Raw genomic sequence first — 16,556 nt, 5'->3', positions numbered from 1 at the left:
TCTAATCCTCAAAATAATTTATCACTATCAGCGTTGAATCTAGCACCTACAAAAATTATTTGTAACGTAACTAACAGTAGCAATAATGCTGGCATATAGATCAGAATTAAAACCACTAGAACAATTTCTACTAGGGATAACTTCCAATTAGTTAAAACTTTATATATCGCCATACTCCTGATATCATTAGCTATTTCAATATGACCACTTTTCTCATTCTCGCTTATTATCACATATGTCAAAAGACCATATGCTATAGACCAAATAACATAAACTATTGTATAAAAAATTTGTGGTCCTCGAGCATTTATATCCTTACCAATCCATGCAGTTGCGACCGGCAAAAATGATGTAGAAAACATCCAAAAATTATTTACCCAAAATACCTTTCTACTGACAACTTTAGTCTTTGAAAACATATAGTGGTGGTTATACCATGCCACTCCAATAAATAACCAACCGACAGCATACGAAAGTATATATGGTAATTCCTCTAATATAGCGCTTAGATGTGTTGATTCAGGTATCTTAATTTCCAAGACCATTATAGTCAAAATAATTGCTAATACAGCATCTGTAAATGCCTCAACTCTTGATTTATTCATCAAAATCCCCCCATACTTATTGATAATTTATTATAACAAAAAAAACAAACTAAATTATAATTTAGTTTGTTTTATTGCGGAACGTCTTCTAATACCCAAGTTATAGTACCAGTGTACTTACCTGATGCGGCATTCTTATCAACACGCATCAAGATACCCGTATCTGCATCCCAATCTCCAGACACTGAAGTTAGGTCATCATAATCGGATGTGGTCTTATTGTATATCAGAGTAGCTTCATCACCCAAGACTTGGTCATATCCAAAAAATCTATATATAGGATTACCTTGAAGATACCTACCATCTTCAGTTACAAATTTAGAAGAATAGGCTGTCAGCTGCCACTTGGAACCAATATCTCTACCATCGAATACATCTATTTTCCAATCGCTAGCATTTCTACCTAATAGCTTGTTCTTTCCATTCAACTTTGTAGAATTGAAATCACTATATTTACTTACTTCACCAAATTTTAAAGTACCTGGTGTTCTTGTAACCTTGATATTATATGTAATTTCGTTAGAAACACCAGTAGTCTTGTCTCTTACGAATACATCTAATTTGTTGTCTCCAAGTTTTAAATCTTTAGATTTAATAACATATTTAAAGGTACCTGTTGGAGCTGCATCAGTTATATCATTCTTAACAATTTCACCATCATTTAATGATGTGTAAAGATTAAAATCTGAATTTTTAAATCCATTTATTAGAGAATTGGTATAACTGAATTTTCCTCTAACTTGTGCATCTTCACCAAAGTTGATAGTTTGGTTTTCATCATCAATCGGATCAGCTGTAAGTTGAATATTCTTAGAAGTCACAACATCAATTGTAGGGCTTCCTATAGTCTCAACGTTATCTGATGAATAAAATCTTGCTAATCCTGATTTTATCTTAAAATCTTGTTTACTAGCGGTATCTACTACAATACCACTTAGATTAACTTGAATTTTGTCTCCAGATTTTTTCATTGTCTTATCCAAATTAAAGTCCATTTGATTCTTTGAATCAATATTATTTAAGTCAATATTTTTAACGCTACCATCTGGATATGTAACTTGAAATTTATCTAACGCTACATTGTTAGGTAGAGGGATAGAAGCACTTATATCTTTCCAAGGCCTACCACCTTCCTTGTAGTTCAAGTTATAACTATATGAAATTCTATTACCTACTCCTATATAACCATTGTCTCCAATATCATCACCATAAGTATCGTTATGAACTGTTATATTGGATTCAGTATAAATATCGCTTGGTACAGTTTCCATAACGACAAGATTGTTCTGGGTACTAGCATTTGATGCTCCAGTAAAGCCCCATATAAGTTTATCGTTATCAGAATTAAGCTTACTCTTATCAACTTTTATAGTCTTAGTAAAATTGTCATTATCATATTCAGCATCAGAACCGTCCATATTTTTATCGTTGAACGAATACTTCAAAGTCTGATCTTTCTTATCCCATACAATCGTCAAGTGATGCCACTTACCGTCTGTTAAGCTCAAATCTCCTTCAAAATCATTATGGTTCATTGAATACCAATATTTTTTATTGAAGAAAGCCAATGGATCACGGTCATAAAATTGATTGTAAGTATTTATATCTCCGGGATAATTCCAGGCGATATGTTGATCTCCATTGGCAATACCGGTATCAAATGATGTAGAAGTCCCGGCATGCTTTAGATCGTTATTGTTATCAACGTAAGTATCAAATTCTATGGCTAAAGAATTTAAAATAGCTGAGTTAGCAATAACGGCTGTACTTCCTTGTTCAGGTACTCGATCAACTGCCCATACATTCATGGACTCACCTTTACCAGCATAAGCACCTGTGCCAGAGGAATCATTCTGTAGGACGAATGCCATACCATCTCCGGGATTCTTACTGTCACCAAAATTTAACCACATGGATAATTTTTGATCCTTATTCAAGTCAAAAGCATAATTAGAATTTGACCAAATCGCTCCTTGCTTACTCTTTTGATTGGTTACAACCGCTATACCAGTCCCAAGGCTATCGGGATTTGTAGCTTGATCCATAGAGGATCCGTTACCTCTAAAATTACCGACTGTCATAACGTCATACAAATTAATACCCCTAGGAGCATTTTTCAATGCATCGTTATATTCTGCATTAACTGATGATGCATTGACATTGAAAGACAGAAAAACAGTAAATATAAAACTTATAAATACAAATATAGCTGTGAGCATTTTATAATTTAGTTTCAAGAATCTAAACTCCTTTATCAAAAAATGCCCTAAATCAAGATATAGCAAACCTCATTTATTATACAAACTCTAAGATACTACCCTATAGAGTAGAATAATTATATCATCTTTGCGTTATAGTTTTGCGTAATTTGATCAACGAAGTTTTAATATAAATTAATAAAAAAAACAGCAAACAATGTTTGCTGTTTTTTATTATTTATTATGAGGGAACGTCTGCCAATGTCCATGTAATAGTACCATAATATGAACCTGGTTTAGTCTTAGATGTTGTTTCTAGTTTAACACCAGTTTGTTCATTCCAAACATCTTTAATGATATCTGTAAGAAGGAATTCTTCTGATGTTGTTGAAGAAGCTACAAGAGCTGATTGACCTTGTATAGATGATGAGTTAGTACCATCATTGAATATAGGTGTTCCGATTAGTTCTTCTTGATCTTCATTCATGAAATCAGTAGATTCTGCATAAAGATTCCAAGTTGTTGTTCCTAATCTTCCGTCAGCAACTGATAGTTTCCAATCAGAATCTCTCTTGTGTTCGTCTGTGTGTCCTTCAAGATTACCACCTACGAATGAAGCTTGATCACTAACATCACCAAACTTTAATGAATCCTTAGGTTTCTTAGTTACTACATAGTTAACTTCATTACTATGAGAATCACCAGTATAGTTTGCCTTAACTTTGACATTGTTTTCACCAATATTTATCATGCTATTACTAATTTGTACTTGATATATATCATCAGCACCAGTACCATTAGGATCTACAACTATCTTGTATTGGCTAGGATCTAGAAGAGTACCATTCAAGGTAACATCCATAGTTACATTATCTGGATTGAAGTTGTTGGTTGCATCATCTTTAGGAAAACTAACATGAGGACTCAAGACAGCATTTTCATCTTCGTAGAATACTGTTGTTGCACCTTGGTCAGTAACGTCAGGTGTAACTCTTTCATTAGGATCTACTTCAAGAGCCATGTCCTTCTTAGTTCTGACGTAGAAGTCAGGTGGTGTAAGGTATAGCAAATGGTTATTACCTTGGAAGATAGCAGGTGTAGCATCTGCAAAGACGTCCTCGTTATCATCTGTCTTATCCCCTACTTTACCTGTGAATGTTAATAAAGCACCATTCTTAGATGAACCAGAAAGATTAGAATTTAGAGTATACTTAACTGTATTTGTATTAGGAGTTAAATTACCACCATTCTGCATATTCAAAGTTACTGTATCTAAAATATTAGAATCTAGACGATATGTAACAGTACCTGCTGTAGGATTATCTGTAGTAGATTGGAAATTAAATAGGTTATTTCCATCTTGTTGCATTTCAGATGCCAAAGTTGCTGTTGTTCTGATGTTTTGCCATGATTGCAATCCACCTAAGTAACTTAAGTCATATGTATATGTCAATTCATCACCAGGTGATACCTCATCACCTGCTTTAAGAACTTTACCATTCTTAGATTTATCAACTACTTTAACAGCACCATCAGCATCGACAACATTAGGTACTTTGTCGAATACCACGGCATTTGTTTCATAAGCACTACTTGCGGTAGCACCTGTGAAACCATATCTTACCTTACCTGTTGCAGCTGAAGTTTCACCTTCTTTAGCAAATATTTTACTCTTGTCAAATGGTACAGTAACAGACTTATAGAAGTAAGGATGTTTTGGATCTGAATAATCTGGGTGAGTCAAATCTTCACCATCTAGCTTTTTATCATTGATAGAGTATGTCATAGTTTGGTTAGCACTATCATAATGAACGGTTGTATGTCTCCATTGACCATCAGAAGCTATAACCGTATCAGTACTATCAGTATTTTCAGGTTTTAGAAAACCACCAAGTTCAGTATGATTTATAGCTAAGTAAGGATGACTACCTAGATAGTTGTATGTAAAACCATTATAAGCACTAGTATCTGCTGGATAAGTTGCTGCCATGTGTCCTGAAGGAAATGCGGCATTTCCATCATTTGAAATAACATCCCAACCAGTACCTGTACCCTTGGTTGAATCAGACTGCGTATCATATTCAATTGCAAATGAATTTTGAACAGCTTCCTTTGCGGCACCAGCTACTCTCTTTTCTGCAGAATCACCAATACCTGCGACACCTCTATTAGAATCTGAACCATAGACTCCCAGTGCTCCACCAGAATAACCTGTGGCTGAGGTTGGATTAGGATCATTTTGAACAACAAATGCCATACCAGATCCTGCCTTACTACCTCTATTACCAAAGTACACCCACATGGAAACAGTTTGATCTTTATTCAAATCAAATCTATTGATATTAGTTGACCACATGGTTCCAAGTGAAGCTGCACTACCTAATCCTAGCCAAGCTCCTGAGTCACCTTGGTTAATAATAAGTACATCAGTACCAGCTGAATCCGAATTTGTAGAAGACTTAACGGATGCATCATTAACGTTAGATATATTCAATAAACCACCCTTTATAGTACCGGGTTCAAATAGTTTAATACCTGTAGATCCATCAGATAAGGATACACCTAAAGGAGCTGATTTTAGTGCATTCGCTACTGAGTCGTCAGCTTTTACCTTAGTAGAACTAGCCGTAATTCCAGCAACCCCTAAAAACAATGCTGAACTTAAAACTGCATATTTAAGATATTTTTTCTGGCTTTTTTTAAACATCGTTATACCTCATAATTTGTGAATCATTATTTGCGAGTGTGTTTCTTATTTCGTTGGTTGAAGTATAAGTATATTAGGAGACCTGCGATAATTAATAAGAATACAATAAGTATAATCAAGAACCAGTTAACACCCTTCTTAACATCTACGGCAGAGTTATTAAGCTTGTTAGCATCTGCATTTGATATCACGAAGTCTTTCTTGAATGACCACTTGTACTGACCATCACTAGACTGAGCATTAACATAGATAGTATAATTACCAGCCTTGACAGCTTTACCATTGGTACTGATAGGAAAATCAAAATTAGAGTTAGGTGCCATAGACATGTTAGACTTCTTGGCTTTCAGCACTGTAGCATTCTTGCCTTTTTCTGTAATTCTGGCATTAACCTCTAATTTGTGAACAACAGTTGGTTTTATATTTTGCAAGTTGGCAGTAATATAATTTGAATAATTGAACTGTTGTGCTCCTACTTTATTCATCTTCAAATCAGGTGCTACTTCGTTTTGATTTTGTCTGATTTGCAAACCAATAACATAAGCAAATTTGTTAACAATTGTTGCGCCTTGTTTAGAATTTGATTTCTTAGCAGTATTATTTTGGTTTTCTTGTTCCACTCTAATACCACCCAAAATTACACCATCAAAATCTTCATTGGGAGTGTTCAATTGTAACTTAACTTGTTTTGTAGAGTTAGCTTCTACTGTTACTGTTTGTGGTTTTGATACCATTTTTTCAATATCAAAATTTGTAGATGAATCTAACTTAGTACCATGACTAGCATAATCAATAACACCATTACGGTTAGTCAATGCTCTATTCACAGAAACTTTATATTTCTTTGCTGATGAGCTTTTATTTTGAATATAAATAGTCAATTCTTGACTAGAACCCTTATCAACTAAAAGATCGAAGTAAGTTACATCTGGATTGATCTGATTATCTGCCTTCTCTGCAGATACGTTGTAAGAAACTTCTTCAGCTTTAACTGTTTGGATTCCAAATATTGTCCCTAAACCTAAAAATAAAGCAAGTATCCCTAATACTAAAGACTTTCGTTTCATAAATATTCTCCTCAACCGAAAAAACATGAAATATAGAAACCTATATCGCCTTCTACTAGATTATAGCACTAGATATTTTAGCGTTTTTTCAGTTTTATTATAATTTTTTTTGTTATTTTGAATTGATTTTAACTTTTCTATATAAAATAAAAAACCAATTCTATCATAGAATTGATTTCTTAAATTACTTTATAAATGATAGATTATGCAGGAGCGTCAGTCAATGTCCATGTAAGTGTTGACTTGTAGCTTCCTGGTTGTGATCCTGAAGGAATAACCAATCTTGCTTGACCATCACCAAGCTTATTTACCCATTCACCAAGACCTTGTCCAGCTGCAGCTGAGAAAACAGAGTTTTCTTGATCATTGATTGCAACAGCTTTGGCTGTAGGAACACCATCTGTACTGTCAGATGTAGGTGTACCAGCTTCTAGAGACAATGCTGCACCTTTAAGTGTCAAAGTATTAGCATCGTCAGTGAAGGCAGTAGCACTAACTGTAACATTCCATCCAGTCATAACACCGGCATTAGTAACTGTTAGTTGATCATCTTTTGGAGCTGCTTTCAAGTCTGAAGCAACACCGGCATTGATTGTACCAAATGTGAAACTAGGAACCTTAGTAAGGTCAAGATTACCTTCGTCTAGAGTAACATCAGCTTCAGATGTTTTTGGGCTATTTGTTACAGCTGCTGATGCAACTGTAGGTGCCATTGTTGTTAAAGCAAGTGCAGCGGCTGCACCAAAAATAAGTGTTTTTTTCATAGTATATTCTCCCTTAATTAAGCTGTAACACCATTAACAAGTGTCCATGTTAATGTTGATGTATATGATCCAGCAGTATTACCAGCTGGGTATTTTAAGATAGCTTGATCATTTGTAAATGTATCAGTATATTCACCAATACCATTGTTTGCAGTAGCAGAAAGGATAGTATGTGATGTCTTATCAGACATATTTGCAACTTCAGTAGCTGTAGGTCCTTCTGTAACACCATTTTCTGATGTTGCTGCAACTGTACCAGCCGATAGATTAAATACTCCACCCTTAATTTCAGTAGTTTTGTCTAAATCATTAATAAATGGTGTACCGTTTACTGTAAGAGTCCAACCTTCGATGTTACCTGGGTTAGAAACTTTGATTGGGTCTGAAATTTCTTCTGCTGTTACTCTGTCAGCTAGACCAGCAGTACCGGGTACAAATTTGAAATTAGGTACTGAAACAAGCGCAAGATCCCCACCTTGAAGACTTGCAGTAGCTGTTGTAGATCCTTCTGTATCAGCCAATACAGCAGTAGGTGCAACTATGCTTCCTAGCACTGCTACGCTAAGGATTGATGTAGTTAGTAGTGTTTTTCTCATATATAAATTCTCCCTTAATTGAATTATATATATATGATACTATGGTGCATCTGTTAATGTCCAGTTTAAGGTAGACTTATATTCGCCGGAAACGTTTCCAGATGGAATTTTTAATGTTATATCATCTAAATTATATTTTGTAGTGAATGTACCTAGTCCTTCACCACTACCTGCTGATAGTACTTCAATAGCTCCCATGCCCATAAGATCAGTAACTTCATGTGAAGTTGGCATTGTGACATCTCCACCACTATCTTCAGTAACTACACCTGCTGGAAAATGGAATACTGGTCCCTTAAGTAATACTGCTTTACTACTATCTACAAATGCTGAAGCATCTAGAGTAACACTCCAGCCAGCTTCATTACCTGGATTACTAACTTCAAGGTCACCCGCTGTTTTTGCAGTCAGCGTATTTGCCAGACCAGCAGTTCCACTATTAAATACAATTGTGGGTACAGAATTCAAAGAAAGGTTTCCTGCACTTAAATCAATGGTAGCTTTTGTATCATGAACATCCGTGATGTTATTTGGATCGATATCTGCAGCTTGAATATTGGCTGTAACCGTAGATACGGCGCCTGCTAGCAGGCCTAAGCCTAGAACAGAAGCCTTTAGAATTTTTCTACTCATAATAATTCCTCTCAATTCAAAAATACTGGTATAAATTTGAATGATTTCCCTAAAAAACATTTGCGATAAAAACACTAAATGCCTATGTAATAGTTATAACAAAATATTTATAGTGAATTTAATCAACTATAGAAATTTTTTTTTACCATAAACGATTAATTATTATGTTGATATTTACCAACTACCATGATCCCATAGTTTACCGTCTATCTCATATTCATATTGTTGCTTTCTCTCTTCGATATCATCGAATAAATTTTCAAGACTAACTACAAAAGACTTAGATAAATAGCTACTCTGAGAATCTTCAGATGATTGTAATTGTTCTTTGACCCACTCAAAATTATTCATTAGAGTCTCCCCCATTCTTTATATCCTCAACGGTTAACTTCAGAGTGTCTAGCTCTATACCTAGATCTTCTAAGAGATTTTTTACTGGTTCAGAGTTGTCAAACTCATCAACTTGTTCATCAAATTGATTAATAAACCATTCTATTTTGTTTTCTAGTGTGTCTGGATATTTTTGAGTAATGTATCTTTGATAATCTACAAGTAAGTTCATGTGTTCTCGCTCACTCATATTATAAAATTGAAATACTTTGAGGGTAGGAAGAATTTGCATGCCTGCTCTTCTTGCAAGTGCATAATAAGGTGTCATTATCTGGTCAATGCTATAACCATCTCCACCACCAACAGCAAAATTCTTTTCAGGCATACCTGTTGAGACAACAATCCCAAACTCTTTGCCTATCAGTTTAGATTCAGATCCATAGACGAAACCTCTAGTAAAAACCTCATCTATCCACTTTTTCAAACTATATGGCGCACTGTACCAGTAGAGTGGAAACTGAAATATGATTCTGTCATATTTCTCAAGATCACTTTGTTGGTTAGCTTGGCTATTAAAACTGTAGTTGTCTAAATGAAGTGTATCTACATTTTGATGTTTTGCACCTTGCAATAAAAACTGCTGTGTATTGGAATTTTCTATATCTGGATGGGAAATAACAATTAATGTTTTCAAAATATTAGACCCCTTTCATGGTTAAAGGATAACAAATATTCACATATAATAAAAATACGTAAATATCCGAATATAATTCGTGATATTATGTTAGAAACAAGTGGCGGAGAAAAATTATGGAAAAGTATTATATAGTAGATAGTTCTATTTTATCTGATTCTGTAAGTAGAGTTGCTGAAGCTCAAAAGCTTCTAAAATCTGGAGCAGCAAAAAATATTAGTGAAGCTGTGAAAGCTGTAGATATTAGCCGTGGTACTTTTTATAAATACAAGGATTTGGTTTTTCTAAACGAAAACACGCATAAGAATGATCGTCATGCCTTAATTTCTTTTATGATTGAACATAAAAGTGGCTTATTAGCAGAGGTACTCCAGATAATATCTGAATCTGATGCCAATATTTTGACTATTAATCAGAATATTCCAATTAATAACATGGCTAACGTCAGTGTTTCGATGGATATTAAAAACTTAAACATCTCTATGGATAACTTAATTTTAAGAATAAAAGAATTAAAACAAGTTTCCAACTTTCAATTAATTGGAATGGAATAAAAAAAAGCATGCCTATAAGGCATGCTTTTTTTAGATAATTATCCTATAACTTGAACAGATGCTGTTGTAACACCATATCCAGGAATTTGTGAACTTGGCATAGCAACATCTAGTTGATAAGGATTGCTGTAAGCAAATGATCCTGTATCATTAACTATTCTGTATAGTACTGTACCATTTGAAAGTGTGATCTTTAATTGTGTTCCTCTTGGGAATACTGAAAGATTTGCAGCTACACCGTTGTAGCCCATGCTTGATCCTAAAACAGCAGGATCGTAGAAACTAATCTTGAATGATCCAGCTGAAGTAGCTGCTGATGTTGTTGTAACTTGTGGTGTGTATGATTCATTAGATACTGTTGCTGTAGAGTTTGTTGTTGATGCTGTAGATTGTGTTTGAGCTGATTGTGATGAAGTATTTTGTAGATAAACTACTTCCCCAGGGAAAATCAAGTCGAACCCACCAACTTCTCTTCCGTTTGTTTGTTCTAGTTGAGCAATAGTCATATTGTTGTTAGCGGCAATACTCTTATATGTATCTCCTGCTTCTACAGTAACTGTTCCGTTACCGTTAGCAACTGCAGCCTGTGCAGTATTTGCTGTAGATGCTGAAAAAATTCCGAAGGCAGCAACTATAGTAGTAGTTAGTAGTGTTTTTTTCATTTAATATAAACATCCTTTATGTAAGTAAATTTGATAGCACTCATTTGCTATGGGGATTATACTAACAGCTAGATATTACACGAACAATGTTAATTAATTACAAAAAATCACTATTTGTCATGTTGGTAATGGTTATGAAATATAAAATCGTCTAGACCATTGAAAACACTATGTTTTATCTTTTCTGATTTTTCAGAAAAAAACTAATGTTTTTTATAAAATTTACTTATTAACTTAAATTATCGCTTATTTTAGCGTATCTTTGTCGTTAAATGACATAATTTTTACATTTTTAAGGAGGAGGTAACAAAGTTGAATGATTTAACGGTCGGAAAGCCAATGAAAGTGATCTTTCTTTATACCATTCCTTTGCTACTTGGAAACTTTTTTCAACAATTTTATAGCTTCATTGATACTTTGATTGTCGGAAAAACAATCAGTGTCAATGCTCTTGCCAGTGTTGGAGCCTGTGGGGGAATATTTTTTCTAATAATCGGATTTGCACAAGGTATGACAAGTGGATTATCCATAATGTCGGCTCAAAGATATGGCTCTGGTGATGAAAAAGGAGTTAAGAAGAGTTTTGCCTCTGGTTTACTTATCTCGATAGGAACTTCTATTGTTATCACAATTTTGGCAATGTCCTTTGCCTATCCCCTACTAAAGCTATTAAATACACCTGATGTCTTAATTCATGATTCGTTCATTTTTATGGAAGTAATCTTTGGTGGTACTTTTACTTTTGTTGGGTTTGATTTCTTAGCCAACACAATGAGAGCATTGGGTAACACAAGAGTTCCTTTATTCTATTTAATAGTAAGTACTATTCTCAACGTAGTTTTGGAACTACTATTTATACTAGTATTTCATATGGGAGTTTCTGGTGCTGGTTTTGCTACGGTTTCCGCCCAAGGAATCACCATGGTAATTTTGTTCTTTTATATAAGAAGAAACATACCAGCTCTAATTTTGGGATGGTCTGATTTCAAAATTGACTGGAAAGAAATAAAAGAACTTTTACGTATAAGTATGCCCATGGGATTTCAAGCATCAATAATTGCCATTGGTTCAATAATTCTACAATTTTCTCTCAATACTTTGGGACCTGATGCAGTGGCTGCATATACTGTCGCTGGTAGAGTTGAACAAATAGCAACCTTACCTGCCATGAGTTTTGGAATTACTTTGGTTAACTTTGCAGCTCAAAATTTAGGAGCTAAGAAATACTCTCGTATTTTGAGAGGGGTAAGAGATGGTCTGATTATTTCAATCATCTCAAGTATTATCATCGGATTCTTATTAATCATATTTGGTCAGAATATTTCTCACCTATTTATGAATGGACCAGAAAATAATGTTCTAAAATTAATTCAAATTTACTACTATTTCAATGGTTCATCTTACTTTATACTTTCGATTTTATTTATCGTAAGATATACATTACAAGGTTTGGGAAATCAGAAAGCACCCACTATTGCAGGAATTGCCGAACTATTTATGAGAGTCTTTGCCAGTTTAGTTTTAGTTAGAATCTTCGGATTTTATGGAGCAGCCATGGCTAACCCACTAGCTTGGATCGGATCAGTCTTAGTTCTAGTAAGTACTTGGAACTTTGAACTAAAACGTTTAAGAGAAAAAGAGATTGATATAAATAATTAGAACAAAAGAAAGGGATTGCCAAATGGCAATCCCTTGTTTGTTTTAATATCTTTCATATGAGGCACTCCTATTTTTTTCAATTTATTAATAATAATCTTTGTATTAGATTATGTAGATTATATTAACAAGTATGTTTGAAAAAAATATTAGTTATTTGAGCCTAATTATCTATAAAACTGTGAATAAATTGTGTCATAAGATTAAGATAATATATTTACAACATACATAAGTATTGCAAATACCACAAGTAGTAGATACATCACTAGATTAACTTCTTTACGGCGACCTGCGGCAATCATTGTGAATGGATAGAATATGAATCCAAAGGCGATACCATATGAAATATTATAAGTTAATGGCATAGCAACAATTGTTAAGAATGCTGGTAATGCAATTTCGAATTTGTCCCAAGCAATATATTTCAATGATTGAGACATCAATATACCGATAATAATTAGTACCGGAGCTGTGACGTTAGAAGTAACCATAGTTAGAATTGGTGAGAAAAACATAGCAATTGCAAAAAAGAATCCTGTACTAATTGCAGTTAATCCTGTTCTACCACCAACAGCTACACCTGCAGATGATTCAACATATGCAACTGTAGGTGTTGTCCCCATAACAGCACCACCTACCATTGAAATAGAATCAGCTAGCATAGCACGTCCAATCCTTGGCATCTTGTTATCCTTGATGAAACCTGCTTGTTCAGCAATACCAATAAGTGTACCAGCAGTATCAAAGAACGATACTAGTAAGAAAATAATAACAACAGCCCACATCTTTGGCTCAACAATCATCTTATCTAAATGGAAGATACTTTCAGCAAATGTAGGTTTTAGACTTGGTATTCCTGATACAAAATGTGTTGGCATTGGAATTAATTTAGTAACTAATCCTGTAACTGTAGTTACAATCATACCGATAAATATTGAACCCGGAACTTTTCTAATCATCAAAACAGCAGTAACTAAAAGACCTAAGATAGTCAACCATGTGGTAGGAACAGACAATGATCCCATTTCAACCAGTGTGGCTTTATTTGCAACAACCAGTCCCCCACCTTTTAAACCTACAAAGGTAATGAACATACCAATACCAGCAGAGACTGCTAACTTCAAATCATGCGGAATAGCATCAATGACAATCTCTCTAAGCTTGAATACTGATATCAATAAGAATAATAAACTGGCAACGAATACACCAGACATAGCAACTTGCCAAGGAATACCTAAGGCGATAACAACTGAGTATGAGAAAAATGCATTATCTCCCAAACCAGGTGCAACAGCAATTGGATAGTTAGCAAGGATACCCATAAGTACAGATCCTAGTATTGCGGATAATGCAGTTGCAGTAAATACTGCCCCACTGTTCATCCCTGAATCTCCTAGTACTTGAGGATTAACAAACAAAATATAAGCCATAGAAGCAAACGTTGTTAATCCAGCTAGAATTTCTCTTCTTACTGTAGTTCCATTTTCATTCAAATGGAATAATCTCTCTATTAAACTACTCTGAACTTGTGTGTCCACAATTTTCCCCTTAATTCGTAAATATTTTTAACAATATCTATTATTACATATTTTAATGATTAATTTCAAGTTAAAAGCCAACATTAATATTTAAATTCACTAATAATGTTCGTGTTTTAGTGTAACAAATAAAAAAGACTAGGCATATATGCCTAATCTTTTATTAATTATTTATTTTCTTTGATAACGATAGTTCCTTCATCCAACTCAGCAATCAAATTCTTAACGTCCAAGTTATCTAGATAAAACTCTGCTACTTTATCTCTAATTTGTTGTTCAATGACACGACGTAATGGTCTTGCGCCCATTGCTTCATCGTAACCTTCATCAATCAACCATTCTTTAGCTTCATCAGTAACAGTTAAAGTAATATCTTTTTTTGCTAGATTTTCATTAACATTGTCAATCATCAAATCAACAATTTGTTTCAAATCATCTTTTGTAAGATGTGTAAATTCAACAATACCATTGAATCTGTTCAAGAATTCCGGACTGAAGAATGGTGATAATTTGTCGAATAATTCTACATCTTCTGTATCTTTGTTTCCAAATCCAGCATTAGATGTAGCAATGATAATTGTGTTTTTGAAATCTACCACATTACCTTGACCATCTGTTAAACGACCATCATCCATAACTTGCAATAGCAATGTTAATACTTGAGGGTTAGCTTTTTCAATTTCATCAAGTAGCACAATTGAGTATGGATTACGTCTTACTTGTTCAGTCAATGTATTACCATTGTCCTCGTATCCAACATAACCAGCACTTGTACCAATCAATTTGGATACTGCTGTAAGGTCAGAATATTCACTCATATCTAAACGAATAACAGCATTCTTATTTCCGAACATGTCAGAAGCCAATTGTTTTACTAGCTCTGTTTTACCAACACCAGTAGGTCCAACAAATAAGAAACTTCCGATTGGACGATTGCCTTCATCAAATCCGGCACGGTTACGGCGAATAGCTCTAACAACCATATCCACTGCTTCATCTTGTCCGATTACTTTACTCTTAATACGCTTGTTCATATCTTTTAATCTCTCAATATCGCTATCACCCATTTGAGATACAGGAATACCTGTCAATCTTTGTACTGATTCAGCAATATCGTTTATAGTTGCTTTAGCTGGCTCTGCAGATTCTGAACTAGAATTTAATTTCTTGTTTAGTCCATCAATTTCTTTTTTCAAGTTTGCAGCAGCTTCATAATCTTCTCTTTGTGCAGCTAAATCCTTTTGATTTTGAGCTTCTTTAAGAGATTTTTCTAAGCTAACTTTATCAGTTACAGGATTTTTGGCTGCTAAATGAGCAGCTGTCATATCGATTAGATCGATTGCCTTGTCTGGTAATGTTCTTTGAGGAATATATTGTACTGAATAATCAACGGCTGCTTTTAGAACATCATCTGACAATTTAACATTGTGATGATCTTCGTATGATTTACGCAAACCTTTTAGAATTGCTAATGTAGCATCTTTATCAGGTTCTTCAATTGTCACGTCATTAAATCTACGTGCCAAAGCAGCATCTTTCATAATTGTATTTCTATATTCGTCTTGAGTAGTAGCACCAATAACTGAAATTTCACCTCTACTCAATGCGGGTTTAATAATATCAGCTAAGCCCTTGCCACCTTCTGAACCTGTTGATCCTGTACCAATAATTTGATGAATTTCATCAAAGAATAGTACAACATTACCAGCTTTTTGAACTTCAGAAATAAGTTTTTGAATATTTTCTTCGAATGCACCACGATACTGAGTACCGGCTTCTAGTGAAGATATATCAACTGAGATTATTTCCTTATCCTTGATTGCTGCGGGAACGTCACCCTTCACAATGGCTTGTGCTAATCCTTCAACGACAGCTGTCTTACCAACACCTGCGTCACCCACTAAAATAGGATTATTCTTTGTTCTTCTGCTCAAAATTTCTGCAGTTTCCTGAATTTCTTTGTCACGACCAATAACAGGATCCAACAAGCCCTCACGAGCTTCATTGGTTAAGTTACGTCCTAATTGGTCTAAATAATCTGATTTTTTATCTTGTTGTTTAATATTTGAAGCTGTTCTTTGTTCTTGATATTGAGCTAACTCTTCAGGAGTTAATTCCTTACCATTAACATAATATTTTGTTTGAGAACCATTTTCGCTATTTGGCATTTGTCCTAATAGTCTGTTAAAAATTTGGTCCATGTCATTATTTGAAAATCTATCGTCGTCCCAAAATGAATTTGCCATAAATAAAATCCTCCTAGTCGAGGTATTTAGTCTCTAGCTCTTTGAGCACTCTCCACATTTCGATATCTTGTGCTTTAGCTAAAGCTTCTATATCTCTTAAATTAATTGAAGTTGCGGAAGTCTGTGTTTTATTAAAGGATTTATGCAAGGTGGTATAACCATATCCACTTTTCTTTGCTATCACATAAATCGATAAATCTTTGTCATTTATATATGACTTAATGTCAATCCTCATAACTCTATCCTCCACAAAATATAGTATACCACATTTGTGATATAACACAAGTGTGAAATACCACAAATGTG

Annotated in this window: 15 protein-coding genes; 2 read left to right on the top strand and 13 right to left on the bottom strand. The window is 34.3% G+C overall.

The features are described 5' to 3' along the window. Positions 1–8 precede the first annotated feature (8 nt). The 9 genes from EKN01_RS02050 to EKN01_RS02015 form a co-directional block, all read right to left on the bottom strand. Positions 9–605, bottom strand: a complete 597-nt coding sequence (locus EKN01_RS02050; protein WP_129044767.1) for a TMEM175 family protein — start codon at positions 603–605, stop codon at positions 9–11. Between the two features lie 71 nt (positions 606–676). Then, the gene (locus tag EKN01_RS02045; protein WP_129044766.1) at positions 677–2,842 is read right to left on the bottom strand and encodes a lectin-like domain-containing protein; all 2,166 of its coding nucleotides are present in this window, start codon (positions 2,840–2,842) and stop codon (positions 677–679) included. A 202-nt stretch (positions 2,843–3,044) separates the two neighbouring features. After that, the gene (locus EKN01_RS02040) at positions 3,045–5,510 is read right to left on the bottom strand and encodes a lectin-like domain-containing protein (protein WP_129044765.1); all 2,466 of its coding nucleotides are present in this window, start codon (positions 5,508–5,510) and stop codon (positions 3,045–3,047) included. A gap of 26 nt (positions 5,511–5,536) precedes the next feature. Beyond that, positions 5,537–6,577, bottom strand: coding sequence for a WxLIP family cell surface protein (locus EKN01_RS02035; RefSeq protein WP_164966349.1), 1,041 nt, complete (start codon positions 6,575–6,577; stop codon positions 5,537–5,539). Between the two features lie 203 nt (positions 6,578–6,780). Further along, complete coding sequence (locus EKN01_RS02030; protein ID WP_129044763.1) at positions 6,781–7,341, bottom strand: WxL domain-containing protein; 561 nt, start codon at positions 7,339–7,341, stop codon at positions 6,781–6,783. Positions 7,342–7,358: 17 nt separating this feature from the next. Further along, a complete protein-coding gene (locus EKN01_RS02025; RefSeq protein ID WP_129044762.1) occupies positions 7,359–7,937 on the bottom strand; it encodes a WxL domain-containing protein in 579 nt (192 codons plus the stop codon). A 39-nt stretch (positions 7,938–7,976) separates the two neighbouring features. Next, positions 7,977–8,570 (bottom strand): WxL domain-containing protein, encoded by a 594-nt coding sequence (locus EKN01_RS02020; protein ID WP_164966348.1) that lies wholly within the window; start codon positions 8,568–8,570, stop codon positions 7,977–7,979. Positions 8,571–8,744: 174 nt separating this feature from the next. Then, complete coding sequence (locus tag EKN01_RS07790) at positions 8,745–8,921, bottom strand: NUDIX hydrolase (protein ID WP_164966347.1); 177 nt, start codon at positions 8,919–8,921, stop codon at positions 8,745–8,747. Further along, on the bottom strand, positions 8,914–9,594 hold the full coding sequence (locus EKN01_RS02015) for an NAD(P)H-dependent oxidoreductase (RefSeq protein WP_129044760.1): 681 nt from the start codon (positions 9,592–9,594) through the stop codon (positions 8,914–8,916). Before EKN01_RS02015 ends, EKN01_RS07790 begins: the two co-directional genes overlap by 8 nt. A gap of 116 nt (positions 9,595–9,710) precedes the next feature. Here EKN01_RS02015 and EKN01_RS02010 point away from each other — a divergent pair, with 116 nt between their 5' ends. Next, positions 9,711–10,148 carry an ACT domain-containing protein gene (locus EKN01_RS02010; protein WP_129044759.1) on the top strand — a complete coding sequence of 146 codons (438 nt, stop codon included), beginning with the start codon at positions 9,711–9,713 and terminating at the stop codon, positions 10,146–10,148. Positions 10,149–10,186: 38 nt separating this feature from the next. On the opposite strand, the gene EKN01_RS02005 is transcribed toward EKN01_RS02010, so the two are convergent. Continuing rightward, positions 10,187–10,810, bottom strand: coding sequence for a LysM peptidoglycan-binding domain-containing protein (locus tag EKN01_RS02005; RefSeq protein WP_129044758.1), 624 nt, complete (start codon positions 10,808–10,810; stop codon positions 10,187–10,189). Positions 10,811–11,122: 312 nt separating this feature from the next. On the opposite strand from EKN01_RS02005, the gene EKN01_RS02000 reads away from it, so the two are divergent. Beyond that, on the top strand, positions 11,123–12,469 hold the full coding sequence (locus tag EKN01_RS02000; protein WP_129044757.1) for an MATE family efflux transporter: 1,347 nt from the start codon (positions 11,123–11,125) through the stop codon (positions 12,467–12,469). Positions 12,470–12,669: 200 nt separating this feature from the next. Here the strand turns inward: EKN01_RS02000 and EKN01_RS01995 are convergent, their stop codons facing one another. From EKN01_RS01995 to EKN01_RS01985, 3 genes are all read right to left on the bottom strand, one after another. Continuing rightward, positions 12,670–14,004, bottom strand: a complete 1,335-nt coding sequence (locus EKN01_RS01995) for an NCS2 family permease (protein ID WP_129044756.1) — start codon at positions 14,002–14,004, stop codon at positions 12,670–12,672. Positions 14,005–14,171: 167 nt separating this feature from the next. Continuing rightward, positions 14,172–16,250, bottom strand: a complete 2,079-nt coding sequence (locus EKN01_RS01990; RefSeq protein WP_129044755.1) for an AAA family ATPase — start codon at positions 16,248–16,250, stop codon at positions 14,172–14,174. Positions 16,251–16,263: 13 nt separating this feature from the next. Then, on the bottom strand, positions 16,264–16,485 hold the full coding sequence (locus tag EKN01_RS01985; RefSeq protein WP_129044754.1) for a transcriptional regulator: 222 nt from the start codon (positions 16,483–16,485) through the stop codon (positions 16,264–16,266). Between the last annotated feature and the right edge of the window lie 71 nt (positions 16,486–16,556).

Origin of the sequence: Companilactobacillus metriopterae, assembly GCF_004117915.1 — a bacterium.
GTDB classification, from domain to species: Bacteria; Bacillota; Bacilli; order Lactobacillales; family Lactobacillaceae; genus Companilactobacillus; species Companilactobacillus metriopterae.
This window is presented reverse-complemented; position numbering and strand designations above follow the sequence as displayed.